We start from the raw sequence: 22,197 nt of genomic DNA, 5'->3' as shown, positions 1-22,197 counted from the left end.
TTTTTTCAATGACGATCCTCGCATAGACGCAGATCTTGCCAATCACACCGGTATGGTCCGCATTGGCAAAGAAGCGCTGGATCGCTGGTTCATGATGCCTGCACTGAGTTCCCCTAGACAGCTTGCGCGAGAAATCATGCAGATGTAAGGGAAGCGGAAATTGCAAAAGTGCCGGTTTCAAATGGCTGTCATTGCGGGCTTGACGAGCCTGCCCTGGACTTGATCCGGGGCAATCCATGGGGCGTTGTTGCATAAATACCCCAAAGTATCCGGATAAGCAGGCTGACGTACCGGTTAGGCTTCGTGCTTTTGCTCCGAACATGCCAAAAGACACGCTCCTGCCCAGCCAGCCCAAAGGTGTTTACCGGGTCAAGAACTGGCCCGAGTACAACGCGGGCCTGATCGAGCGGGGAAATGTGACGGTCTGGATGGACGAACGGATGTTCTCGCCAGCGCTTCAAACGCCAGGCGGGCGTGCGCAGGCGTACAGCGACACGGTGATCCAGATGCACTTGACGCTCAAGTCGGTGTACCGCCTGCCGCTGCGGGCGCTGCAGGGGTTCGCCATCAGCGTGCAGCGCCTGGCGATGCCAGATTTGGCGGTGCCCAACTACAGCACGCTGAGCCGAAGGGCCAAGTCGCTGCGGGTGACATTGCCGGTGCTGCGCAAGGCGGGCGAGGCGGTGCATCTGCTGGTGGACAGCACCGGGCTAAAGCTCTTTGGCGAGGGCGAGTGGAAAGTGCGCAAGCACGGCTACAGCAAACGGCGCAGCTGGCGCAAGGTACACCTGGCGCTGGACGCGAAAACCGGGCAAGTGTGCGCCGTGTTGATGACGCACCGCGACGTGGACGACGCCAGCGTGCTGCCCGAGTTGCTGGCGCAACTGCCGCCAGAGACGAAGGTGGAAATTGTCGGAGGCGATGGCGCCTACGACAGCCAAGCAGCCCGCGCGGCCATTGCCGGATGTGGCGCACTGGCGCTCACTCCTCCTGTCGAAGGCGCCGTTCACTGGCCTGCCAGCCAGGCCGGAGCATCAGAGCGTAACGCGGCCATTGACCACATTGCCCAAAGTGTCAAGCAGGACTGGAAGGATAAAAGCGGCTATCACTGCCGCTCCTTGGTGGAGAACCTGGTGATGTACCGCTTGAAGACCTTGACTGGCGACAGGCTGTGGGCGCGCGATGTGGATGTGCAGGACGCAGAAGTCGCTGTGCGGGTGGGAATCATCAACCCCATGATGGTGCTCGCACGCCCGGACTCCGTCCGGGTTGCCTAAAAAATGGGGGCCAGGGGGATGCTTCGCCATCACGGGGATTTATGCAACAACGCCCCGTGCATTCGCTATCGGCAGCCACTAAACTACTTTGGTCAAAAAAATTAACAGGACGCGCATGATGTCAACAACTTCAGAACGGCTCCTTGAAGCAGTCCAGAACCTGCCCGAACCTTTGCTGGCCGAGGTGCTGGAATTTGCTGATTTTTTGCGCGCCAGGCAAAAAAGCACAGTCAGCCAACCAGCAGACATTAGCCTTGCCAGTTTGTGCGGTGGGCTCGAAAACACCCAAACCTTTAGCGAATCGCCATTGGCCATCCAGCAGAAATTGCGCAATGAGTGGCATTAAGGGATGCGGAAATTTCCGGTGTACCCCTGTCATGCCGGGCTTAGGAAAACGGAAATTGCAAAACTGCCGGTTTCAGATGGCTGTCATTGCGGGCTTGACGAGCCTGCCCCGGACTTGATCCGGGGCAATCCATGGCCCCGAATTCATGGATGCCGGGTCAAGCCCGGCATGACAGGGGTAACCGGAAATTTCCGTGTTCCTTAGCCGGCCCCGGACCCGATCCGGGGGCCCGGCATCCATGAATTCGAGGCCATGCGGTGCCTGCCGCGACGGGGTTGCCAACCAGTACGCTGCACAGCCCGAAAGCTGAATTCGATGTAATATGCCAATGTGTTATTACATCAGGAGATTTGTATGAGCATTACTGCCAAACTTTTCATGAGCGGCCGCAGCCAGGCCATCCGTCTGCCGGCGAAATTGCGTCTGAGTGCCAAGGAAGTTCGTATCGAGCAAGTGGGCAATGCCCTATGGGTGCAGCCGGAGCCTTCGCCGGATCAGGGCATGGCTGACTGGCTAAGGAGCTTTTATGAGGCTACCGAGCCCTTGCCCGATACCTTTCTCACCGAGCGGAATGACAGCCCGCCGCAAACGCGCGACTGGTCTTGACCCTCATGATGCGCCGGACACTGGATATTAATATTTGCAGCTATGTACTGCGTCGCCGCCCCGCTTGCATGGTCGAGCGCTTCGCCGAGTTGGACCGTGGGCAACTCTGGCTGTCTGCCATCGTGGCGGCGGAACTGCGCTTTGGCGCAGCAAAGCTTGCATCCGTCCGCTTTTCTGCCACGGTTGAAGCATGGCTGGCGGGGTTTGAAGTGCGCCCCTGGCCCGCAGACGCCACCCAGCACTACGCCAGGATCCGTGCTTCGCTGGAGCGGGCAGGGCAGACTATTGGCGGTATGGACCTGCTGATTGCCGCACATGCCATGGCCGAGGACTCTGTATTGGTGACCAACAACGCGCGTGAATTCCTGCGTGTGCCCGGTTTGGCCGTGGAAGAGTGGGATTTGAGCGCATGAAAATCCACCTCCTTGGCAAAAACGGCCTGGCCCCGGTGGTTAAAGTCATCGCACAGGACTGCCACCGCCAGGATTCCTGCTGTGATTTGCGTGCTGACAATTCTTGAGCCAAATTTAATAAGATAGCCGATTCACCCCGCGCCTCATGAGGGCGCGCTGGTTTCAACCTTCGGCCTGGCGACAGGCCCTGTCCCGAGAAAGAAGCCCGATGTCCCCTCGTCTCGCCTGGAGCCTGTTCGGCCTGCATATTCTTGTGCTGATCGTTGGTACGCAAATGCCCAATGCCTGGCGCAATGGTGTGGAGCAAAGCCTTCACGTCCCTTTTTCATTGTCGTCGTGGGCGCACTTTGTGGTGTTCTGCGGCATGTCGCTGCTGCTCATGATGCGTCCGCTGGCCTACACCGCCCGGCGGGTGATCTTGCTGGCGCTGGTCTTGGCGCTGATGACCGAAGCGCTGCAGTTTTTTGCCGTTGACCGGCACCCGCGCCTGATTGATATGGGCATTGACATGGCGGGCACCTTGCTGGCCGTGATGATCATGGCGTTGCGCGGCAGATGGGCCGGCGCCGGCCGTTCAAGCCGGCAGTGACCGGGTGGCGCCCGGCGCTGTTGTGAACTGTTCGATATTTTGATGGGAGCAGCGCAAGCATGGCCCGCAACACCAGAATGATTCACTTTTTCGCCGGAATGGCCTGCTCGGCCATGGCTTCGCCTTTTGGCATCGTTGCCGCAGCGCTCGCGCCGGTGGTGCTTGGCTTTGCGAAAGAGATGTACTTTCATTTCACGCGCAGGGGTGCCGATGCGGAAAACCTGGCCTGGGTGATTGCCGGCTCGGCAACTTTCGTGCTGGGCCTCAGGCTGATGCCCTTCCGGCTGTGAAGCCGGTTGCCCGGGTGGCCAAGGTTGCCGTGGCTCGATCAGCCAGACTTTGCGGCCCCCAATGCCCGCCATTCAGGTGCTGGCCGTCATTCGTTCTGCCGGGAACTGCCGCATGAAGTCCATTGAACGCTCGGCGGGAGCCGTCAGCCAGTCGTCATGGCAACCATCGGGCAAGATCACGACCATTCGCTTTTCGTCCCCGGGTTTGTGAAAGTTGCGCATCAGCGGATGTTCGTCCGCATTGATGGTCAGCATGGTGAAGCTGAGCACCCATTCTCCAGCCGGTGACTTCCAGCCACTCCACAGCCCGGCCAATCCCATGGCGCCGCCGTCGCTTCGGACAATCCGCGTGGCCACGGCCTTGCCTGATCGCCAATCAGGCTCATAAATGGCATCGGCCGGAATGATGCACTTGTGCCCCTTGCGCCAGGCATCCCGAAAGCTCGGCAAGGACGCTGCTGTCTCGCTGCGTGCGTTGAAGGTCCGGCGCGCAAACTTGTCGTCTTTGGCCCAAGCCGGGATCAGGCCAAACACGCCCGCCATCGCCTCTCGGTCGGGGACCGCTTCATCACCCGCATCCGCCTCGCGCGGTCGCCTCACAAAAAGTGCTTGATAGGTCGGCCATACGTCATACACCCCCTCGTAGGGCGGCAACTTCACCCGGAATTCTTTTTCGAATTTGGCCCGGTTCTTGAGCGTTTGGTAGTGGCTGCACATTTGGGAATTCTGCCCCGCCTGCAAAGGCTTCGCAATGCATATGCCAGGCATCCGCGTTGCCTGCGCAGTGCCGTTCAGTTGCGTATTCAAAGAAAACCAGCGCCGCCGGGTCAGGGTGTCCCGGTTTTCATCATCGGGGATCAGCCGGTGGCCAGGCGTGGCTCAAAACTGTTATGCCGCGTTGCGGCCTGCGTCAATCGTCGTAGTGCCCACGGCACGCGATCACGTCAAAATCAACGTCATCAGCGGCATAGACCAGGCGGTGCGTCACGTCGATGCGCCTTGACCAGTAGCCCGCCAGGTTGCCCAGCAGTGGTTCTGGCTTGCCGATACCGGCGAAGGGGTCGCGCCGTGCCGCTTCGATCAGGGCATTGATGCGCTTCAAGGTCTTTTTGTCCTGCCCCTGCCACCAGGTGTAGTCCTCCCATGCCGCCGGGGTGAAGCGGATGGCGCGGCTCACTCAGGATTGACCAGTTCGCGTCGCGCCGCCTTGCCCGCCTTGTGCTGTGCAATGGACTTGGCCAGATGCGCCGCATTGGCCGGGGTTGCCAGCAGGTGCATGGTTTCCATGATGCTCTGGTAATGGTCAAGCGACATCACCACGGCGTCTGCACCGTCCCGGCGGCTGATGATGGTCACGTCAGCATCTTCATGCACCGTGTCGAGCACGGATTTGAGAGAACTGCGCGCTTCGGAATAGGTGATGATTTTCATTTTTGACGCCCTTTGACTTGTACCTGAATTGGTGCAAGTTTAAGTCATGTCGTGTCAGGATGCATCAAGTCCTTCGTTCCTGCGGACTTGAACTGGATCACGTCCGCACCCATGCGCAGCTTGTCCAGGTAATCAGCCCACGTCTGCATCATCACGCGCCGGGCTGGCAGGTGCGCCGTTTGGTTATGGAAGCTCGCCCGTTGGTATCCTTGACCCGATGGGCCAATTGATGCTCGGTCAGGTCAACTCGTTGCTTCATCCATGATGACTCCCCATGAGATACCGTCACAAATTCCGTCTTTTTGGCGGTATCTCATGTTATCCAGTGATACTGCTTGAGGCAACAAAAAACCCGCTATGCCTAGGAGACATGCGGGTTCTGAGGGTTCTGAGACTGTCTGATTCTACTGAATGGTGCCCGGGGCCGGAATCGAACCGGCACGCCTTTCGGCGGGGGATTTTGAGTCCCCTGCGTCTACCAATTTCACCACCCGGGCAGTAAAACCAAAGAACGAAATTATGGCACAGTAGTGGGCTATGAAATTTCCAACCATTGAAGACGCCATCGGAAAAACACCGCTGGTCGCACTGCAGCGCATCGCCGCCGCCGAAAACGCCGTACGCGGCAACACAATCCTGGGCAAGCTTGAAGGCAACAACCCGGCCGGGTCGGTCAAGGACCGGCCGGCGCTGGCCATGATCCGGGGCGCCGAGGAGCGCGGCGAGATCAGGCCCGGCGACACGCTGATCGAGGCCACGTCGGGCAACACCGGCATTGCGCTGGCCATGGCCGCCGCGATCAAGGGCTACCGCATGATCCTGATCATGCCGGAGGACTTGAGCATCGAGCGCGCGCAGACCATGAAGGCGTTTGGCGCCGAGCTGATCCTGACGCCGAAAAGCGCCGGCATTGAATACTCGCGCGATCTGGCCGAGCGGATGCAGCACGAAGGCAAGGGCAGGGTGCTGGACCAGTTCTCCAGCCCCGACAACCCGCGCGTCCATTTTGAGACCACCGGCCCCGAAATCTGGAACGACACGGCCGGCACAGTGACGCATTTTGTCAGCGCCATGGGCACCACCGGCACCATCACCGGCGTGTCGCGCTACCTGAAGGAAAGAAACCCTGAGATCAGGATCATCGGCGCGCAGCCCAGCGAAGGTTCGCGCATTCCGGGTATCCGCAAGTGGCCCGAAGCCTACATGCCCAAGATCTACGACCCGCGCAATGTTGATGAACTGGTCCTGGTCAGCCAGCTGGATGCCGAAGACATGTGCCGGCGCATGGCGCGCGAGGAAGGCATCTTTGCCGGCATCTCGGCCGCTGGCGCCTGCTGGGTGGCGCAGGAAATCGCCAAAACGGTCAAGGATGCGGTGATCGTGTTCATCGTTTGCGACCGGGGCGACCGCTATTTGTCCACTGGTGTGTTTCCTGCCTGAAAATCAGGGTTTGATCACAAAGACATTCATGAACATCGATAAAGAACTCGACACGCGTGGCCTGAACTGCCCGCTGCCCATCCTGAAAGCCAAGAAAGCGCTGGCCGCCATGGAAAGCGGGCAGTTGCTGCGCGTGGTTTCAACCGATGCGGGCTCGACCCGCGATTTCCAGGCGTTTGCCAAGCAGACCGGGAACGACCTGATGGATCAGCAAACCGTCGGAAACGAGTTCATTCATGTGCTGAAGCGGCGCTGACGCGCAGGCCGCACCGCTTGGTCAGGACAGGTTGGCGGCCCGGCGTTCCTTGCCCGACCAGCCGATCTGCAGGTTGTCAAGGTAGTTCCTGAAATACACGCCGACTTCCGGATGCTGCAGTGCAAGCTCCACCGTCGCTTCCAGAAAACCTTCCTTGCTGCCGCAGTCGTAGCGCTTGCCCTGGTATTGATAAGCGTAAACACTCTCGTGTTGCATCAGCCCGGCGATGCCGTCGGTGAGCTGGATTTCGCCGCCTGCGCCTTTGGGCTGGTTGCGGATCTGCTCGAAAACGGCTGGCGTCAGGATATAGCGGCCGGCCACGGCCATGCGTGAAGGCGCTGCCTCGGGTGCTGGTTTCTCGACCATGTGGCTGACCTTCATCAGGCGCTCGCCAGCCATTTCACCGGCCACGATGCCGTAGCGCCGCGTCTGCTCGGCCGGCACTTCCTGCACCGCCAGCACCGATTGCCCAAGCGCCTCGAACTGCTCGGCCATCTGCGCCATCACCGACATCCCGCCCTTCGGGCCGACCATCAGGTCGTCCGCCAGCAGGACGGCAAACGGTTCGTTCCCGACCAGGTGCTCGGCGCACAGCACGGCATGGCCCAGGCCCAGCGAACGGGGCTGGCGGACAAAGGCAATGGTCATGTCATCCGGCTGGACCGAACGCACCAGCGCGAGCAACTCGTGTTTTTCAGCCTTTTCCAGTTCGGTTTCCAGCTCGTAAGCCGTGTCGAAATGGTCCTCGATGGCGCGCTTGTTCCGGCCGGTCACGAAAATCATGTCCCGGATGCCGGCTGAATAGGCTTCTTCCACTGCATACTGGATCAGCGGCTTGTCCACGATGGGCAGCATTTCCTTAGGCATGGCCTTGGTCGCGGGCAGAAAGCGGGTTCCAAGGCCGGCAACGGGAAATACAGCTTTGTTCAGGATGGATTTTTGCATTGGCGTTTCTAAAAAAATAAGAAGTTATTTTCGGGCTTTGAAGGCCTGGACAGCGTCAGACTACGTCCCGGTCCGGCCTGCGTCAATCCCCTGATCAATGCAAAGAGGCGCCCTTATTACACATTAGGGAAGCGGAAACTTCCGATGTACCCATGTCATGCCGGGCTTGACCCGGCATCCATGAATTCGGGGCCATGGATTGCGGGTCAAGCCCGCAATGACAGCCACTTGAAACCGGCACTTTTGCAATTTCCGTCTCTCCCTTACTTGAGCCGTGCCAGCTGCTCGCGGATCTTTTCCAGCGTGCCGGTGAATTCCGTCAGCCGCCTGCGTTCCGTTTCCAGCACGGCGGGCGGCACCTTGGCGACAAAGGTTTCGTTTGCCAGCTTGGCCTGCACCTTGAGCAACTCGCCTTCGAGGCGCGTGGCTTCCTTGCCCAGACGGGCTTTTTCGGCCGCGACATCGACTTCCATGTAGAGGCAGACGCGCGCATCGCCGACCACGGCCACGGGTGCGGCTTCTGCAGCCAGCACCCATTCGGCTTCTGTTGCGAACAGCTTGACCTCGCTGAGCTTGGCCAGCGACTTGAGCACTGGTGCCACGGCGTTGATGAAGTCGTCATCGCCCACGACCAGCAGTGGTAGCCGCGTGGCGGGCGAGACCTTCATCTCGCCGCGCAGGTTGCGGCAGGCATCGACCAGGGTTTTCAGCTTGGCGACATGCGCTTCGGCTTGCGGGTCGATCTTTTCAGGCTGGCTTTGCGGGTAGGGCGCCTGGCCGATGAATGGCCCAGCCTTGCCCGCGACGGGCGCGACCTTTTGCCAGAGTTCTTCGGTGATGAACGGAATCAGCGGGTGCGCCAGCCGCAAGATGCCTTCGAGCGTGCGGATCAGCGTGCGGCGCGTGGCGCGTTTTTGCGCGTCGCTGCCTTGCTGGATCTGCACCTTGGCGATTTCCAGGTACCAGTCGCAGAACTCGTCCCAGATGAACTGGTAGATGTGGCCGGCGACGTTGTCCAGGCGGTACTCGGCAAAGCCCTTGGCCACGTCCAGCTCAACGCGCTGCATCGTGGAAGCGATCCAGCGGTCGGCCTGCGAAAAATCCAGGTAGTTTTCCATCTCGCCGCCGGGCGCGCATTGTTCCTTGCTGTGTTCATTGAGGCCGCAATCCTGGCCTTCGCAGTTCATCAGCGTGAAGCGCGTGGCGTTCCAGAGCTTGTTGCAGAAGTTGCGGTAGCCTTCGCAGCGCTTGCTGTCGAAGTTGATGCTGCGGCCCAGGCTGGCGAGCGAGGCAAAGGTGAAACGCAGCGCATCGGCGCCATAGCCCGGAATGCCGGCCGGGAATTCCTTCTCGGTGTTCTTGCGAACCTGCGGCGCGGTTTCAGGCTTGCGCAGGCCTTGCGAGCGCTTGTCCAGCAGCGGGGCGAGTTCGATGCCGTCGATCAGATCGACCGGGTCGAGCACATTGCCTTCGGACTTGCTCATCTTCTTGCCCTGTGCGTCCTTCACCAGGCCGTGGATGTAGACGTGCTTGAACGGCACCTGGCCGGTGAAATGCGTCGTCATCATGATCATCCGGGCGACCCAGAAAAAGATGATGTCGTAGCCGGTGACCAGCACGCTCGACGGCAAAAACAGGTCCAGCTCCTTCGTCTTCTCTGGCCAGCCGAGGGACGAGAAGGGCACCAGCGCCGAGGAATACCAGGTGTCGAGCACGTCTTCATCGCGGCGCAGGGTCTTGCCGGGCGCCTGGGCCTGCGCTTCCTCTTCATTGGTGGCGACATAGACCTTGCCGTCCTCGTCGTACCACGCCGGAATCTGGTGGCCCCACCAGAGCTGGCGCGAGATGCACCAGTCCTGGATGTTGCCCATCCACTGGTTGTAGGTGTTGACCCACTGCTCGGGAACGAACTTCACCGCGCCGCTGTCGACCGCGTCAATCGCTTTCTGGGCGATGGACTTGCCGGTCGGGTCTTGCTCGCTCACCTTGTTCACCGCGACAAACCACTGGTCGGTCAGCATCGGCTCGATCACCTGGCCGGTGCGGGTGCAGCGCGGCACCATCAGCTTGTGCTTTTTCACCTCGACCAGGAAACCGGCGGCTTCCAGGTCGGCGACGACGGCCTTGCGGGCGACGAAGCGGTCCATGCCCCGGTATTTCTCGGGAGCGTTGTCGTTGATCGCGGCGTCGAGCGTGAGCACGCAAATGATCGGCAAATGGTGGCGCTGGCCGACCGCATAGTCGTTGGTGTCATGCGCGGGCGTGACCTTGACCACGCCGGTGCCGAAGTCCTTGTCGACGTAATCGTCGGCAATCACCGGAATCGTGCGGTCGCACAGCGGCAGCGTGACCTGCTGGCCGATCAGGTGGATGTAGCGTTCGTCTTCCGGATGCACCATGACGGCCACGTCGCCCAGCATGGTTTCGGGGCGTGTGGTGGCGACGGTGATCGAGCCAGAGCCGTCCGCCAGCGGGTAGCGGATGTGCCACATGAAGCCGTCTTCTTCCTCGCTCTCGACTTCCAGGTCGGACACGGCCGATTTCAGTACCGGGTCCCAGTTCACCAGCCGCTTGCCCCGGTAGATCAGGCCCTGCTCGTACAACTGCACGAAGGTCGAGGTGACGACCTTGGACATCTTCGGGTCCATGGTGAAGTACTCGTGCTTCCACGACACCGAGTCGCCCATGCGGCGCATCTGGCGGGTGATGGTCGAGCCGGATTCTTCCTTCCATTCCCAGACCTTGGCGACAAAGTTCTTGCGCGCTTCGGCGGGGGTCGGCCCCATGTCGTGGCGGGTCTTGCCTGTTTCGCCCTGCAGCTTGCGCTCGACGACGATCTGCGTGGCGATGCCGGCGTGGTCGGTGCCCGGCACCCACAGCGTGTTATCGCCGCGCATGCGGTGGTAGCGCGTCAGCGAGTCCATGATGGTCTGGTTGAACGCATGGCCCATGTGCAGCGTGCCGGTGACGTTGGGCGGCGGCAGCTGGATGGCGAACGAGGGCTTCGATTCGTCCAGCGTCGGCTCGTACTGGCCGCTTTGCTCCCACAGCGGACCCCAGTGCTTTTCGATTTCCGAAGGCTCGAACGACTTGGCCAGGCTGTCCAGCCCCGGCGTGGGGGGAAACACCTTGATGGCATCAAGGGCAGGGGCGGTCGGGGTAGGGGTGGCAGCTTCAGTCATGTGGCAATGGGAAACGGCATCTCGGGGATGCCGCCTGGGGTTGGGGTTGAGTCGGAGTTGGAAGAGGGCGGGGTTGCGCCGATTTTATTCGACGGCGCTGCATGGGTTGCAGTTTTAAAGCCAAATCGGCCTTTTCCGCACGCTGTACGTGCGCAAGCAGCTATTAAAAGATGAGCAAAATCACGCGCCGGGCTGGACAATGCCGCAGCCCGCATGCACCAGCGGCTGGTTCAGCCACTGTTTCCACGGCACCCAGCCGGCGCCGCTGTGGGCGCGCAACTGCAGTTCGGGGTTCAGCACGTAATAGCCGTTGTGCGTGCGCAGCCAGAGCTGGCGGCTGGGCTGGTAGCTGCTGTGGACTTCGGCGCGCGACAGCACGCCGTTGAAGTAAACGCGCCGGCGCCGCTCGGGGCGCAGCACGCTTTCGGGCACGCGCTCGACCTGGCGCATCAGGTGGTCGGCGCAAAACCCTTTCAGGTTGCGATGGACGTGCGGATGGGGAACGGCCTGCGAATAGAGCTTTTTGTAGCTGGCCAGCATCACGCCCAGCAGCCAGTATTCGCCCTGGTGGCGCTCCAGCCGGATCAGACGTCCTGCCGTCTGAACGTCGAGCACAGGGGGCGACAGCAAGGGAAAGAGCGCATCGAGGTGGTGCTGCGTGTGCCACGGATCGTCCAGAAAGCGCTCCAGCGCATGGTCCCAGGCGCTGTGGCCATAGTGGTCGCGCACCAGCGGGTCGGCGCCGCGCGCCAGCAGGGCCTCGACCAGCGGCACGTTGCCGCACTGCGCGGCCATCATCAGCGGCGTGGCGTTGAAGTAGCTGCGATGGTCCACGCCGTACTGGTCGCACTGGCGCAGCACGTCCTTGAAAGCGCGGCCGGCATAGGGCTGGCGCTGGCGCTCGGCCACGGCGGCGATTTTTTTGACGATGTATTTGGGCGCTTCCTGTACATCGAGCCTGTCGTAGTGGTAAGGATTGCTGACCGCATCCATCGCCTGGGCGAGGCGCAGGGCGGGCTCGAATCGGCTGGCTTGGGCCAGTTCGTGAATCCAGCCGCTCTGGCCGTGCCACAGCGCATAGTCGAACAGCGCCTGGCGCGGCTTGTTGGAGATTTGCCCCGGCTGAAGCGCCTTGGGCAGCAAGTCCTGCAAGGCGGCTTCGTCCCACACCGGCCAGCTCGGTTTTTGCGTCTTGAGCACGTTTTTGCGAATCGCGTCGGCCTGCTCCTGCTTGCCCTGCAGTTCCAGGCGGCGCGCTTCCTGCGCCCATTCCTGCTGGCTGGAGGTCTGCTGCTGCGCCAGGCTGATCGCGTCGTTGGTGCGCAAGCCCAGCAGTTGCAGCAGCGGATGCGCGGTGTCGCTTTCGACCAGCAGCAGCTGGTCCACGGCGCGGGTCAGGGCGACATACAGGGCGTTGACATAGAACTTGAACAGCTCCAGCGAGTGGTCGGTCTTGTCGCGGGCGCGGCTGTAGTCCAGCGTGTCGCCTTCCAGGTCCTGCGGCTTGACGCCGCTGGCGATTTCGGCAAAGGCCTGGCGCTGGCTGGACACCATATCGACCAGGATCACGTTCGCGTATTCCAGTCCCTTGGCCTCGTGCACCGAGAACACCAGCGGCGTCTGGAACTGGGCGCGCACGGCGGCCTTGTCTTCGTCGCGCAGGACGATCACGGCAAACTGGGTCGAGCCCCGCGTCTTGGCGTTGAGTTCGCGCCGGGCGCTGTCCTTGTCCAGCAGCAACTGCACCGAGCCGGTGGTCTGCGCCGTGGCCTGCACCAGGAAATTGGTTTCCCGGTCAATCGAGCCAAATCTAGCGTGCTTGATCTTGAGCAGCCGATTGGCCAGTTGCGTCACCGCCTGGGCGTTGCGGAAATTGGCGCGCAGCACCGAGATGGTTTGCGACCGGGCCAGCGACTCGTCCTGCCAGAACAGCGTCTTGACCGCTGCCCATGAAAAGAAGTTCGGGTGAACGATCTGGTTGGAGTCGCCGCACAGCAAAAACTGCCCCGGCTTCGCCAGCGTCCTGAGCAGCAGCGCGAGCTGCACGCTGGTCAAATCCTGCACCTCGTCAACCACCATGAAGTCATAGGTCGGCTTTGCCAAGGCCCGCCAGTCATGCGCCACCAAATTCAAATCGAACAAGCCGGCGCTCGCCAGCCAGGCGCGGTATTTCTCGAACAACTCGAACACCGCCGCGCGCTGCTCGGCCGCCAGCAGCGACTGGCGAACGCCCAGCGCCAGGTAGGCCTCGCGGGTCAGCACACCGTCGGCCCGGCTCGAAATCACGCCGCGAAACTCCTCGAACAGCGCGTGGGCATCGAGCCCGCCGGTGGCTTGCCTAGCCGCGCTGCGGTAGCGCTCGAACCAGCCGGTGAAGGCGGTGAAATCGAGTTCGCGGCCAGCAGGCACCTGCAGGGTTTCGATGAATTCGCGGTAGCTCAGGAATTCCGGCTCCTGGCCCTCGGCCTCAAAGCCGTGCGCAAAGTACATGGCCTGCGCGCTTTGCGCCAGAAACGCCGACTGCGTGACATACAGCACGCGGCCGCGCGCCAGCCGGAGCTTTTCCAGCGTCAGCGCGGTCTTGCCGGAACCCGCCGAGCCCACCAGGATCAAGGGCGCCGGCGCGTCATACACCGCCTGCTGCGCGTCGTCAAAGCTCAGCACCTTGTCGAGTACATGGATCTCGCCGCGCTCCGGATGTATGTAGCGCAGCGCCGGGGCATGCGCGTTCAGGTCATCGGCACCGGGCACGGGCGCGTCGTCCAGGTCGAGCTGGCTCCAGTCCAGCGAGGCGCCGCGCAGAAAGCGCGAATGCTCGTAGGCATGGTTGTGAATCACCTCCAGCGCCAGGCACACGTTTTCATTGCCGTGGCGCGCGAACTGCACCAGCAGCCGGTTGGTGTGGTCGAGCTTGAACCGCCAGTAGGGCGTGGGCGACAGCTTCTTGAGATTCGGGCTTTTGAAGTCATCGCGCGCCACGGCCTGCTGCAGCTTGGCAAACTGGGCGCGCACGCGCTGCGTGTCGAGTTGGTGGTGGGTCAGCAGGCGCATGGGGTCAAGCGGTCAGTCAAAAAATGGATGTTTAGCGTATCCGATAATCCGGCGCAAAGGATTCTCCCGCCCATGCTGTTTCTTCTGTCACCTGCCAAAGCCCTCGACTACGACACGCCTTCTGGCCACGTGCCGCACAGCCAGCCGCTGTTCATCGCGCAGGCCGCCGAACTGGTGGCGGTGATGCGCGAGAAGTCGCCGCAGCAGATCGCCAGCCTGATGACGCTGTCCGATGCGCTGTCCGGCCTGAACGCGGCGCGCTATGAAGCCTGGTCGCCGACCTTCACCGCCAAAAATTCAAAGCAGGCCGCGCTGGCCTTCAATGGCGACGCCTATCAGGGGCTGGATGCGAAAACCCTGGACGAGCCGCAACTGGCCTGGGCACAGAGTCACCTGTGCATCTTGAGCGGGCTGTACGGCGTGCTGCGGCCGCTCGACTGGATGCAGCCCTACCGGCTGGAAATGGGAACGGCGCTGGTGACCGGGCGCGGCAAGAATCTCTACCAGTTCTGGGGCGCGCAGATTGCCGACTACCTGAATGCGCGCGCGGCCGCCGAGGTGTCGCCGGTGATCGTCAACCTGGCCAGCGAGGAGTATTTCAAGGCGGTGGACCGCAAGGCGCTCAAGGCGCGCGTCGTGGCCTGCGTGTTCGAGGAGTGGCGCGGCGACCGCTACAAGGTCATCAGCTTCACGGCCAAGCGCGCGCGCGGGCTGATGGCGCGCTACGCGATTGAACATGGGCTGGCCACGGTGGAAAAGCTCAAGGGCTTTGATGCCGAAGGCTATGGCTTCGATGCCGGCGCGTCGGCCGTGGACCGGCTGGTGTTCCGGCGCCGGCAGACAGCCTGAAGTTGTGAACAAAATAGCCGATTTGCGCATGTAGTACGGGGGTTTAATGCTATGAAAAAAAGAGCTAACGGCATCGACCTCGAAGTCGAGGACAGCGGCGCCGGCGTCGATGCGCAGGGCCAGCCGCGTCCAGCGGTGCTGCTCATCATGGGCCTGGGCATGCAGCTGATCGCCTGGCCGCCGGCCCTGGTGCAGGCGCTGGTCGATGCCGGCTACCGGGTGGTTCGTTTCGACAACCGCGATGCCGGGCTTAGCCAGCATTTCGATGCGCTGGGCAAGCCCAAAGTGCTGTGGGCGGGGCTGAAATACCGGCTCGGCTGGCGCATCAGGCCGCCCTACAGCGTGCTCGACATGGCGCGGGACGCGCTGGGCGTGCTCGATGCGCTGAACATCGACCGGGCGCATGTGGTCGGTGCGAGCATGGGCGGCATGATCGCCCAGCGCCTGTCGCTGCTGGCGCCCGGGCGGGTGCTGAGCCTGACCAGCCTCATGAGTTCGAGCGGCGCGCGCGGCCTGCCCGGACCTGGCCCCGAGGTCAGCCGCGTGCTGATGAGCCGGCCCGCCGGCAAAGGCCTGGACGCGGCCATCGACCATTCGGTGCGGGTCTTCAAGGCGATTGGCAGCCCCGGTTTTGCGCTGAGCGATGCTGACTGGCGCGACCTCGTGGGCGCGGCGGCCCGGCGCAGCCTGTACCCGGTCGGCATTTTGCGGCAGATGGTCGCCGTGCTGGCCGACCGCACGCGCGCCGATGAACTGGCCGGCATCCGGGTGCCGACGCTGGTGGTGCATGGCCGGGCCGACCCCTTGGTGCCGTTCGCCTGCGCAGAAGACACCGCCCGCCGCATTCCCGGCGCCCGGCTGGCCGGCATCGACGGCATGGGCCACGACCTGCCGCCCGGCGTGGTCGAGCGCCTGCTGGCCCTCTTGATTCCGCACCTCGCTGCGGCCAACCCGACAACCCCATCTACTCAACCATGAACAACCTTCCTGAACATTCCGAACTGGGCAAATCGTCCGCCTATGTCGATCAGTACGACGCGTCGCTGCTGTTCCCCATTCCGCGCCTGGCCAAGCGCGAAGAAATCGGCGTGGGCACCGCGCCGCCGTTTTTCGGCGCCGACCTGTGGACCGCGTTCGAGCTGAGCTGGCTCAACCCGCGCGGCAAGCCGCAGGTGGCGCTGGCACAGTTCATCGTGCCCTGCGAGACACCCAACATCGTTGAGAGCAAGTCCTTCAAGCTCTACCTGAACAGCTTCAACAACACCCGCTTTGCAGACGCCGCCGCGGTGCAGGCGCGGCTGCGCGCCGACATCGGCGAAGCCGCCTGGCGCGGCGCGCCGAATGCGTCCAGCGTCGGCGTCAAGCTGCTGCTGCCCGAGCTGTTCGACCGCGAGGACGTGGCCGAACTCGACGGCCTGAGCCTGGACCGGCTCGATGTGGAATGCAGCCGCTACACCCCGGCGCCCGACCTGCTGAGCGCCGTGTTCGACGAGCCGCCGGTCACTGAAGTGCTGACCAGCAACCTGCTCAAGAGCAACTGCCTGGTGACCGGCCAGCCCGACTGGGGCAGCGTGCGCATCAGCTACAGCGGCCCGCAGATCAACCAGGAAGGCCTGCTGCAGTACCTGGTCAGCTACCGCAATCACAACGAGTTCCACGAGCAGTGCGTCGAGCGCATCTTCATGGACATCTGGACGCGCTGCCGGCCGGTCAAGCTCACGGTGTATGCGCGCTACACGCGACGCGGCGGGCTGGACATCAACCCGTTTCGCACCAGCCATCCGCAGGCGATTCCGCAAAACATTCGCACCGCGCGGCAGTGAATGCTATTGAATAGATAGCTGCTTGCGCATATCCAGTATGCGCAAATGGCTGTTTTGTCTTGAGTTTTCAAAAAATTTGGGTCGTCACGGCCCGGTGAGTCGTTTTGTAGGACAACTTCGCCTCTGGCCAAATTTTGAACCTCCGTTGAATCCGGCCTGCAGCCTGTTTGCGTACCTTCCCGTACAGCAATTGCTGTGATTCAATCAACCAGGAGATCAACCATGCAAATGAAACTTCGGCACATCGCCAGGGCGTGCCTGCTGCTTGCCGCCGCCGGCGGCGCAATGGCTTCCAGCCACCGCGAAGCGCCGTTCATCACCACCGCCCCGAAAGTGGACGGCACCGATTTCTACATGTTCAACAGCTACGAGGCGGGCAAGGCCGGCAACGTCACGCTGATCGCCAACTACCTGCCGCTGCAGGATGCTTACGGCGGCCCGAATTATTTCTCGCTCGACCCGAACGCGCTGTATGAAATCCACCTGGACAACAACGGCGACGGCAAGGAAGACCTGACCTTCCAGTTCCAGTTCAAGAACGAACTCGCCAACAACGGCGCCGGCATCACGCTGCCCATCGGCGGCAAGAACGTCTCGATTCCGCTGCGCCAGGCCGGCGCGGTCACGAATGCGCCCGGCGCGCCGCTGAGCTACACCGAGAGCTTCACGCTCAACGTGGTGCGCGGCGACCGCCGCAGCGGCAGCCGCGCGGCTGTCACCACGGCCGGCGGCGGCACCACCTTTGGCAAGCCCATCGACTACATCGGCACCAAGACCTTCCCCGGCAACAGCTATGAAGGCTATGCCAACTCCTACATCCAAAGCATCAACATCCCCGGCTGCGCGACGCCCGGCAAGGTGTTCGTCGGCCAGCGCAAGGAAGCCTTTTCGGTAAACCTCGGCGCCATTTTTGATCTGGTCAATGCGCCTGCGTCCGTCATCACCAACGAGGCCAATGCGGCGGCTGCCGGCAAGTTCGGCGAGCTGGAGGACAAGAACGTGACCTCGCTGGCGCTCGAAGTGCCGGCGACCTGCCTGACGCAGGGCAGCGAAAAAGTCATCGGCGGCTGGACCACGGCCAGCCTGCGCCAGGGCCGGCTGCTCAATGGCGCGCCAGGCTCGGGCCTGCAGGCCAGCGAAAAAGCCGGCGGCGCCTGGACGCAGGTCTCGCGCCTGGGCATGCCGCTGGTCAATGAGGTGGTGATCGGCCTGAAGGACAAGGACAAGTTCAACGCCAGCAAGCCACTGAACGATGCGGCCAACTTCGCCGACTACGTGACCAATCCGACGCTGCCGGCGCTGCTGGAAAGCCTGTTCGGCGTCAAGGCGCCGACCAACTTCCCGCGCACCGACCTGATGACCGCCTTCCTGACCGGCCTGCCCACGGTCAACCGTCCGGCCAACATCACCGGCCTGGGCATGGGCGGTCCGCTGACCGAGATGCTGCGCCTGAACACGTCGATTGCCGCCAAGCCGGCGGCCGCGCAAAACGCGCTGGGCGTGGCGGCGGGCGACGCGGCCGGCTTCCCGAACGGCCGCCGCCTGGGCGACGACGTGGTGGACGTGTCGCTGCGCGTGGCCATGGGCGCGCTGTGCGTGCTGACCGGCGACACCGACGCGCTGAAGGTGGGCTGCAAGCCCGCCGATGCGCCTAGCGGCGGCGTGGCCTTCGTGGATGGCGTGCGCGCCAGCGCCACCGACTTCAAGCAGGTCTTCCCCTACCTCAACACCCCGCTTGCGGGGGCCAAGTAATTGGCCGGCAGACAAGGAAACACCATGTTCACCTTCAACCCAAGACTGATGGCCGGCGCCGCACTGTGCGCCGCGCTGCTCGCCGGCTGCGGCGGCAGCAATGATGACCACGGCGCCAACGGGGGCGGTGCCCCACCCGGGCCGGTCGCGCAGACGATCACCGATGTGGTCGCCTACATCAATGGCCTGATCGGCGGCGATAGCGCGGAGCCGGTTGACATCAACCCGCTGACACTGGTGGCCAACGACAGCGCGGAACCAGCGCCCCTGCCATAAAGGCAGACATGGCGCCGCCCGGCCATTGATTGCTTTCAATGGCCGGGCTTTTTTATAATTTTTTTTTGCTGGGCGACGCCTTGTCTGATTGCCCGGTGAAAATCCATACAAACATCCGCCGGCTGCACGCCTGGAAGACATCGCCATGCCTGATTTCAAACTGCCTGCTTCCTTCACGGCCATCGCGCTGGCCGGCGTGCTGGCGGCGCTTCAGATGCCTGTGATGGCTGCCGTCCCGCTCCAGCCCCTGCGCGACGAAGACATCCTCGAAGTGCTGCCTGCCGTCACGCGAAGCCGCCCCGTCCAGTCGCCGGCAGGCACGCCGCCGGCCGCTGATGCGCAAGCCGCTGCCCGGCAGGTCCGCGAAGATATTTCGGTGGCCCGCCAGACCGGTGACACCCGCTACTGGGGGCGCGCGCAGGCCGCGCTGGCGCCCTGGTGGGACCGGGCCGATGCGCCGGCCGATATGGCCGTCTTGCAGGCCACGGTGCAGCAGGGCCGGCATGAATTCGCGGCATCGCGGGCGGTGCTCACGGCGGCGCTGGCCCGTGCGCCCGGCCATGCGCAGGGCTGGCTGAACCTGGCGTCGCTGGAGCGGCTTTCCGGCCGTTATGTTGAAGCGCTGGCGGCCTGCGAAGCGGTTTCGCGCGCCGGCCCCTTGCTGTATGCCAGGGCCTGTCGTCTGGAAACCGAGTCGCTGCAGGGCCAGAACGCGCAAGCCGGGCAGGGCCTGCAGGCGCTGGCCGGCCAGGCCACCGATCCCGGCCAGCGCAGCTGGCTGCTGTCGCTGCTGGCCGAAAACCACGAGCGCGCGGGCCGCGATGCCGATGCCGCCAGCGCCTATGCGCGCAGCCTGGCGGCCGAGCATGACCTGTACACCTCGATTGCCTACAGCGACCTGCTGCTGCGCACCGGAAAAACCGCGCAAGCGCTGCAACTGCTGGCGCCGCTGCCTGAAACCGATGCCGTGCTGCTGCGCCGCGCGGCGGCGTGGAAGCGCCAGGGCGATGCGCGCTGGACCGAAGCGCGCCAGTTGCTGCAGGGGCGCGTTGATGAACTGACAAGGCGCGGCGACGATCCGGCGCTGCATGGCCGCGAACTGGCGCTGGCCGCGCTGTGGCTGGACGCCGACGCGCCGCGCGCGCTGCAACTGGCCCGCGCCAACCTTCAGCTCCAGCGCGAGCCGCTGGACTGGTGGACCGCGCTGCAAAGCGCCCGGCTGGCCGGCGACGGCGCGGCGCTGGCGGAGATTGAAAACGCCGTCCGCGCCGCTGGCCTGCACGATGCGCGGCTGGCGCCAGCCGGCGCGGTTGCCGCAGGAGGGGCCAGGTGATGCGCCCGGTTCGCGCATTCATCCAGGCTGGCTGGCTGCTGGCCCTTGCGCTGGCTTGCAGCCCGGCGCTGGCGCACAAGGGCAGCGATGCCTACCTCGATGTGCGGCAGACACAAGCACCTGCAGGCGCAGGCAGCGTCAGCGATTTCCGGTTTGCGCTGGCGGTGGCGCTTCGCGACCTGGACTTGATCGTGCCGGTCGATGCAAATGCCGATGCGCGCGTGAGCTGGGGCGAGGTCAGGGCGGCCACGCCGCAGGTGCTGGCTGCGCTCAACACCCTGGCCAACCTGGAGACACCGCCCGAGCTTGCCTCCGGCCCGCAGCCTGCCTGCCGGCTCGACTGGCAGGCCGATGGCCTGGAACGCCGCAGCGACGGTGTCTATTTCCGGGCGGTGGCGCAAGCCCGCTGCCCGGCCGGTGGCGCATTGAACCTGGATTACCGACTGCTGAAAAACGAGGATTCAACGCACCGGCTTCTGGTGGCGGGCCAGCTGGGCGGCAAGGATTTCCTCAGCACGGTTTCGCCCCAGCAGGGACGCCTGGCGCTCAGCCCTGGCGCGGACCGCCAGGCCGGTGCCATGGCCGATGCGCAGGCGGCACCGTCGAATCGCCTGTCGGCGCTGCGCGACTATTTCAGCCTGGGCATGCACCACCTGCTGCAAGGCTACGACCACCTGGCCTTTTTGCTGGCGCTGGTGCTGCCCTTGCAATTGAGTCTGCGCCGCCGGCCGCAGGCGGCGTTTACCCAGGCCCGGTCGGTTGGCGCAGCAGCTGTCCAGACCGGCGCCACGCCAGCCTTTGCCAGCCGTGATGCCTGGCTGGCGCTGCTGCGCACCGTGACCGCCTTCACCATCGGCCATTCGATCACGCTGATGCTGGCAACCTTCGGCTGGACGCAGGCCTCGCCCACGTGGGTCGAGCCGGTGATTGCGCTGTCAATTGCCGTCACGGCGCTGCTGAACCTGCGCCCGGTGAAATGGATTCGCATGGACGTGCTGGCGCTGCTGTTCGGCCTGGTCCACGGCTTCGGCTTTGCCGGCCTGCTGCTGGAGGCCGCCGCGCCCGGCGGGCTGCTGCCCTGGGCGCTGGCCGGTTTCAACCTGGGTGTCGAGGCCGGCCAGCTTGTGGCCGTGCTGGGCTGGGTGCTGGTGTCGCAGGCCCTGGTCGGCAGGCCCTGGTATGACCGCGTGGTGGTGCGCGGCGGCTCGGTGCTGCTGATCGTGCTGGCCGCCTGGTGGTTCTGGCAGCGGGTCGGCTGATGGGTGGCATCAACGCTATTGAATCAATAGCTGATTGTGCCCGCCCCATATGCGCTAAAGGCCTTTTTCATTGAAATACTGGAGGGTGGCGAGATCGGGGAAGCGGCCGGTGCGCTTTTCCTTCATCGCCTGCATCGATTCGCGCACATGCTGGTTGCTCCAGATGATGCCCTGCAGCCAGCCCATCTGCTTGAGCGCCTCGTCCACCGAATGGTCTCGGGCGTAATGCACCGCCTGCTTGGTGCCCCAGATGGCGACGGGCGGCTTGGCGGCAATCTCTTTGGCGCATTGCAGCGCACCGGCCAGCAGGGCTTCAGGCGTGTCGAACACCTCATTGACCAAACCGCAGGCCAGCGCCCTGGCCGCGCCCAGCTTGCGGCCGGTATAAGCCAGCTCTTTGACCACCGCCAGCGGAATCAGCTTGGGCAGGCGCTGCAGCGTGCCCACGTCGGCCACCATGCCGATGTTGATTTCCTGGATGCAGAAAAACGCGTCGGCCGTGGCGTAGCGCAGGCAGCAGGCCGTCACCATGTCCACCGCGCCGCCAATGCAGCCGCCCTGGATGGCGGCAATCACCGGGATGCGCAGGGTTTCAAGTTGGGTGAACGTGGCCTGCATGCCGGCCAGCAGGTCGAAAATCGCGGCGCGTCCTTCGGCGCTCTGGTCGTCCAGGGTGATGCTGCCGGCAAAGGTGTCCAGCGCCATGCCTGCGCTGAAATGCTTGCCGGTGCTGGAAATCACCAGCACCCGGGCGTCGGCCGACTTGTGCAGTTGCGTCAGCACCGCGTCCAGTTCGCGCCAGAAGGCCGGGTTCATGGTGTTCATCACCTCGGGGCGACTGAGTACCAGGTGGGCAATGTGGTCGGTCGTGGTCAGGCTGAAGCAGGTGAGTGGGTTCATGAGGCTGCACTCTACGCCAGCGCATAACGTCCGGCCAGTCGCCCCTGAGACGCTTCGCCTTGCATGGCGCCTCTCGTCAGTGCTTGATGCGCTATGCCATCCGGGCGCGCAATGTAGGCTTTGAGAGACCTGCACTACTCACATTTGCTTTCAATGCATGGTATTGCGCCGAACCGGGC

General features: G+C 63.4%; 23 protein-coding genes and 1 tRNA gene. 15 read left to right on the top strand and 9 right to left on the bottom strand.

What is annotated here, in order from left to right:
* Window positions 1-253, bottom strand: a 253-nt coding sequence (locus EC86_RS29895) for a hypothetical protein (protein ID WP_232229859.1), incomplete at its 3' end; no start/stop codon positions are given.
* A gap of 67 nt (window positions 254-320) precedes the next feature.
* On the opposite strand from EC86_RS29895, the gene EC86_RS0110575 reads away from it, so the two are divergent.
* The 6 genes from EC86_RS0110575 to EC86_RS0110550 all read left to right on the top strand — a co-directional run bounded on the left by EC86_RS0110575 (window position 321) and on the right by EC86_RS0110550 (window position 3,521).
* Complete coding sequence (locus EC86_RS0110575; RefSeq protein WP_029525609.1) at window positions 321-1,277, top strand: IS5 family transposase; 957 nt, start codon at window positions 321-323, stop codon at window positions 1,275-1,277.
* Window positions 1,278-1,392: 115 nt separating this feature from the next.
* Window positions 1,393-1,623: a DUF2281 domain-containing protein gene (locus tag EC86_RS27720; protein ID WP_198026774.1), complete on the top strand. Its 231-nt coding sequence runs from the start codon at window positions 1,393-1,395 to the stop codon at window positions 1,621-1,623.
* Window positions 1,624-1,977: 354 nt separating this feature from the next.
* Window positions 1,978-2,229: an antitoxin gene (locus EC86_RS0110565; RefSeq protein WP_029525607.1), complete on the top strand. Its 252-nt coding sequence runs from the start codon at window positions 1,978-1,980 to the stop codon at window positions 2,227-2,229.
* Window positions 2,230-2,234: 5 nt separating this feature from the next.
* Window positions 2,235-2,642, top strand: a complete 408-nt coding sequence (locus tag EC86_RS0110560; RefSeq protein ID WP_198026773.1) for a PIN domain-containing protein — start codon at window positions 2,235-2,237, stop codon at window positions 2,640-2,642.
* A 208-nt stretch (window positions 2,643-2,850) separates the two neighbouring features.
* Window positions 2,851-3,231, top strand: a complete 381-nt coding sequence (locus EC86_RS0110555; protein ID WP_198026772.1) for a VanZ family protein — start codon at window positions 2,851-2,853, stop codon at window positions 3,229-3,231.
* A gap of 59 nt (window positions 3,232-3,290) precedes the next feature.
* Complete coding sequence (locus tag EC86_RS0110550; protein WP_029525604.1) at window positions 3,291-3,521, top strand: hypothetical protein; 231 nt, start codon at window positions 3,291-3,293, stop codon at window positions 3,519-3,521.
* A 72-nt stretch (window positions 3,522-3,593) separates the two neighbouring features.
* On the opposite strand, the gene EC86_RS0110545 is transcribed toward EC86_RS0110550, so the two are convergent.
* The 4 genes from EC86_RS0110545 to EC86_RS0110525 form a co-directional block, all read right to left on the bottom strand.
* The gene (locus tag EC86_RS0110545; protein WP_029525603.1) at window positions 3,594-4,238 is read right to left on the bottom strand and encodes an SOS response-associated peptidase; all 645 of its coding nucleotides are present in this window, start codon (window positions 4,236-4,238) and stop codon (window positions 3,594-3,596) included.
* A 193-nt stretch (window positions 4,239-4,431) separates the two neighbouring features.
* Window positions 4,432-4,698, bottom strand: a complete 267-nt coding sequence (locus tag EC86_RS0110540; RefSeq protein ID WP_029525602.1) for a Txe/YoeB family addiction module toxin — start codon at window positions 4,696-4,698, stop codon at window positions 4,432-4,434.
* A complete protein-coding gene (locus tag EC86_RS0110535; RefSeq protein WP_029525601.1) occupies window positions 4,695-4,952 on the bottom strand; it encodes a type II toxin-antitoxin system Phd/YefM family antitoxin in 258 nt (85 codons plus the stop codon). Before EC86_RS0110535 ends, EC86_RS0110540 begins: the two co-directional genes overlap by 4 nt.
* A gap of 412 nt (window positions 4,953-5,364) precedes the next feature.
* Window positions 5,365-5,449: transfer RNA gene (locus EC86_RS0110525), tRNA-Leu, on the bottom strand.
* A 40-nt stretch (window positions 5,450-5,489) separates the two neighbouring features.
* Here EC86_RS0110525 and cysM point away from each other — a divergent pair.
* Together cysM and EC86_RS0110515 are read left to right on the top strand one after the other, a co-directional pair.
* On the top strand, window positions 5,490-6,392 hold the full coding sequence (gene cysM, locus EC86_RS0110520; protein ID WP_029525600.1) for a cysteine synthase CysM: 903 nt from the start codon (window positions 5,490-5,492) through the stop codon (window positions 6,390-6,392).
* 28 nt (window positions 6,393-6,420) lie between these two features.
* Window positions 6,421-6,648: a sulfurtransferase TusA family protein gene (locus tag EC86_RS0110515; RefSeq protein ID WP_029525599.1), complete on the top strand. Its 228-nt coding sequence runs from the start codon at window positions 6,421-6,423 to the stop codon at window positions 6,646-6,648.
* 21 nt (window positions 6,649-6,669) lie between these two features.
* Here the strand turns inward: EC86_RS0110515 and galU are convergent, their stop codons facing one another.
* The 3 genes from galU to EC86_RS0110500 form a co-directional block, all read right to left on the bottom strand.
* A complete protein-coding gene (gene galU, locus EC86_RS0110510) occupies window positions 6,670-7,593 on the bottom strand; it encodes a UTP--glucose-1-phosphate uridylyltransferase GalU (RefSeq protein ID WP_029525598.1) in 924 nt (307 codons plus the stop codon).
* Window positions 7,594-7,856: 263 nt separating this feature from the next.
* A complete protein-coding gene (locus tag EC86_RS0110505) occupies window positions 7,857-10,775 on the bottom strand; it encodes a valine--tRNA ligase (RefSeq protein WP_156955293.1) in 2,919 nt (972 codons plus the stop codon).
* Window positions 10,776-10,955: 180 nt separating this feature from the next.
* Window positions 10,956-13,826, bottom strand: coding sequence for an ankyrin repeat domain-containing protein (locus tag EC86_RS0110500; RefSeq protein WP_051675847.1), 2,871 nt, complete (start codon window positions 13,824-13,826; stop codon window positions 10,956-10,958).
* Window positions 13,827-13,898: 72 nt separating this feature from the next.
* Between EC86_RS0110500 and yaaA the strand changes: the two genes are divergently transcribed.
* From yaaA to EC86_RS0110465, 7 genes are all read left to right on the top strand, one after another.
* Window positions 13,899-14,675 carry a peroxide stress protein YaaA gene (gene yaaA / locus EC86_RS0110495; RefSeq protein WP_029525595.1) on the top strand — a complete coding sequence of 259 codons (777 nt, stop codon included), beginning with the start codon at window positions 13,899-13,901 and terminating at the stop codon, window positions 14,673-14,675.
* 51 nt (window positions 14,676-14,726) lie between these two features.
* Complete coding sequence (locus EC86_RS0110490) at window positions 14,727-15,653, top strand: alpha/beta fold hydrolase (protein WP_029525594.1); 927 nt, start codon at window positions 14,727-14,729, stop codon at window positions 15,651-15,653.
* Complete coding sequence (queF, locus tag EC86_RS0110485) at window positions 15,650-16,498, top strand: NADPH-dependent 7-cyano-7-deazaguanine reductase QueF (protein ID WP_029525593.1); 849 nt, start codon at window positions 15,650-15,652, stop codon at window positions 16,496-16,498. The genes EC86_RS0110490 and queF overlap by 4 nt, the downstream gene beginning before the upstream one ends.
* Window positions 16,499-16,720: 222 nt before the next feature.
* Window positions 16,721-18,250 (top strand): DUF4331 domain-containing protein, encoded by a 1,530-nt coding sequence (locus tag EC86_RS0110480; RefSeq protein WP_029525592.1) that lies wholly within the window; start codon window positions 16,721-16,723, stop codon window positions 18,248-18,250.
* A 24-nt stretch (window positions 18,251-18,274) separates the two neighbouring features.
* Window positions 18,275-18,526 (top strand): hypothetical protein, encoded by a 252-nt coding sequence (locus EC86_RS0110475; protein WP_156955292.1) that lies wholly within the window; start codon window positions 18,275-18,277, stop codon window positions 18,524-18,526.
* A gap of 145 nt (window positions 18,527-18,671) precedes the next feature.
* The gene (locus EC86_RS0110470; RefSeq protein ID WP_156955291.1) at window positions 18,672-19,859 is read left to right on the top strand and encodes a hypothetical protein; all 1,188 of its coding nucleotides are present in this window, start codon (window positions 18,672-18,674) and stop codon (window positions 19,857-19,859) included.
* Window positions 19,859-21,118, top strand: coding sequence for a HupE/UreJ family protein (locus EC86_RS0110465; protein ID WP_036772080.1), 1,260 nt, complete (start codon window positions 19,859-19,861; stop codon window positions 21,116-21,118). Before EC86_RS0110470 ends, EC86_RS0110465 begins: the two co-directional genes overlap by 1 nt.
* Window positions 21,119-21,172: 54 nt before the next feature.
* Here EC86_RS0110465 and EC86_RS0110460 read toward each other — a convergent pair whose 3' ends face one another.
* On the bottom strand, window positions 21,173-22,018 hold the full coding sequence (locus EC86_RS0110460) for an enoyl-CoA hydratase-related protein (protein WP_029525588.1): 846 nt from the start codon (window positions 22,016-22,018) through the stop codon (window positions 21,173-21,175).
* Window positions 22,019-22,197: the final 179 nt, after the last annotated feature.

This window comes from Polaromonas glacialis (genome assembly GCF_000709345.1).
Taxonomy (GTDB): domain Bacteria; phylum Pseudomonadota; class Gammaproteobacteria; order Burkholderiales; family Burkholderiaceae_C; genus Polaromonas; species Polaromonas glacialis.
This window is presented reverse-complemented; position numbering and strand designations above follow the sequence as displayed.

Excerpts from the sequence above, each read along its gene's own strand:
- EC86_RS0110575 (WP_029525609.1), top strand. The coding sequence starts at position 321 with ATGCCAAAAGACACGCTCCTGCCCAGCCAGCCCAAAGGTGTTTACCGG.
- EC86_RS27720 (WP_198026774.1), top strand. The coding sequence starts at position 1,393 with ATGATGTCAACAACTTCAGAACGGCTCCTTGAAGCAGTCCAGAACCTG.
- EC86_RS0110565 (WP_029525607.1), top strand. The coding sequence starts at position 1,978 with ATGAGCATTACTGCCAAACTTTTCATGAGCGGCCGCAGCCAGGCCATC.
- EC86_RS0110560 (WP_198026773.1), top strand. The coding sequence starts at position 2,235 with ATGATGCGCCGGACACTGGATATTAATATTTGCAGCTATGTACTGCGT.
- EC86_RS0110555 (WP_198026772.1), top strand. The coding sequence starts at position 2,851 with ATGTCCCCTCGTCTCGCCTGGAGCCTGTTCGGCCTGCATATTCTTGTG.
- EC86_RS0110550 (WP_029525604.1), top strand. The coding sequence starts at position 3,291 with ATGGCCCGCAACACCAGAATGATTCACTTTTTCGCCGGAATGGCCTGC.
- EC86_RS0110545 (WP_029525603.1), bottom strand. The coding sequence starts at position 4,238 with ATGTGCAGCCACTACCAAACGCTCAAGAACCGGGCCAAATTCGAAAAA.
- EC86_RS0110535 (WP_029525601.1), bottom strand. The coding sequence starts at position 4,952 with ATGAAAATCATCACCTATTCCGAAGCGCGCAGTTCTCTCAAATCCGTG.
- cysM (WP_029525600.1), top strand. The coding sequence starts at position 5,490 with ATGAAATTTCCAACCATTGAAGACGCCATCGGAAAAACACCGCTGGTC.
- EC86_RS0110515 (WP_029525599.1), top strand. The coding sequence starts at position 6,421 with ATGAACATCGATAAAGAACTCGACACGCGTGGCCTGAACTGCCCGCTG.
- galU (WP_029525598.1), bottom strand. The coding sequence starts at position 7,593 with ATGCAAAAATCCATCCTGAACAAAGCTGTATTTCCCGTTGCCGGCCTT.
- EC86_RS0110505 (WP_156955293.1), bottom strand. The coding sequence starts at position 10,775 with ATGACTGAAGCTGCCACCCCTACCCCGACCGCCCCTGCCCTTGATGCC.
- EC86_RS0110500 (WP_051675847.1), bottom strand. The coding sequence starts at position 13,826 with ATGCGCCTGCTGACCCACCACCAACTCGACACGCAGCGCGTGCGCGCC.
- yaaA (WP_029525595.1), top strand. The coding sequence starts at position 13,899 with ATGCTGTTTCTTCTGTCACCTGCCAAAGCCCTCGACTACGACACGCCT.
- EC86_RS0110490 (WP_029525594.1), top strand. The coding sequence starts at position 14,727 with ATGAAAAAAAGAGCTAACGGCATCGACCTCGAAGTCGAGGACAGCGGC.
- queF (WP_029525593.1), top strand. The coding sequence starts at position 15,650 with ATGAACAACCTTCCTGAACATTCCGAACTGGGCAAATCGTCCGCCTAT.
- EC86_RS0110480 (WP_029525592.1), top strand. The coding sequence starts at position 16,721 with ATGCAAATGAAACTTCGGCACATCGCCAGGGCGTGCCTGCTGCTTGCC.
- EC86_RS0110475 (WP_156955292.1), top strand. The coding sequence starts at position 18,275 with ATGTTCACCTTCAACCCAAGACTGATGGCCGGCGCCGCACTGTGCGCC.
- EC86_RS0110470 (WP_156955291.1), top strand. The coding sequence starts at position 18,672 with ATGCCTGATTTCAAACTGCCTGCTTCCTTCACGGCCATCGCGCTGGCC.
- EC86_RS0110465 (WP_036772080.1), top strand. The coding sequence starts at position 19,859 with ATGCGCCCGGTTCGCGCATTCATCCAGGCTGGCTGGCTGCTGGCCCTT.
- EC86_RS0110460 (WP_029525588.1), bottom strand. The coding sequence starts at position 22,018 with ATGAACCCACTCACCTGCTTCAGCCTGACCACGACCGACCACATTGCC.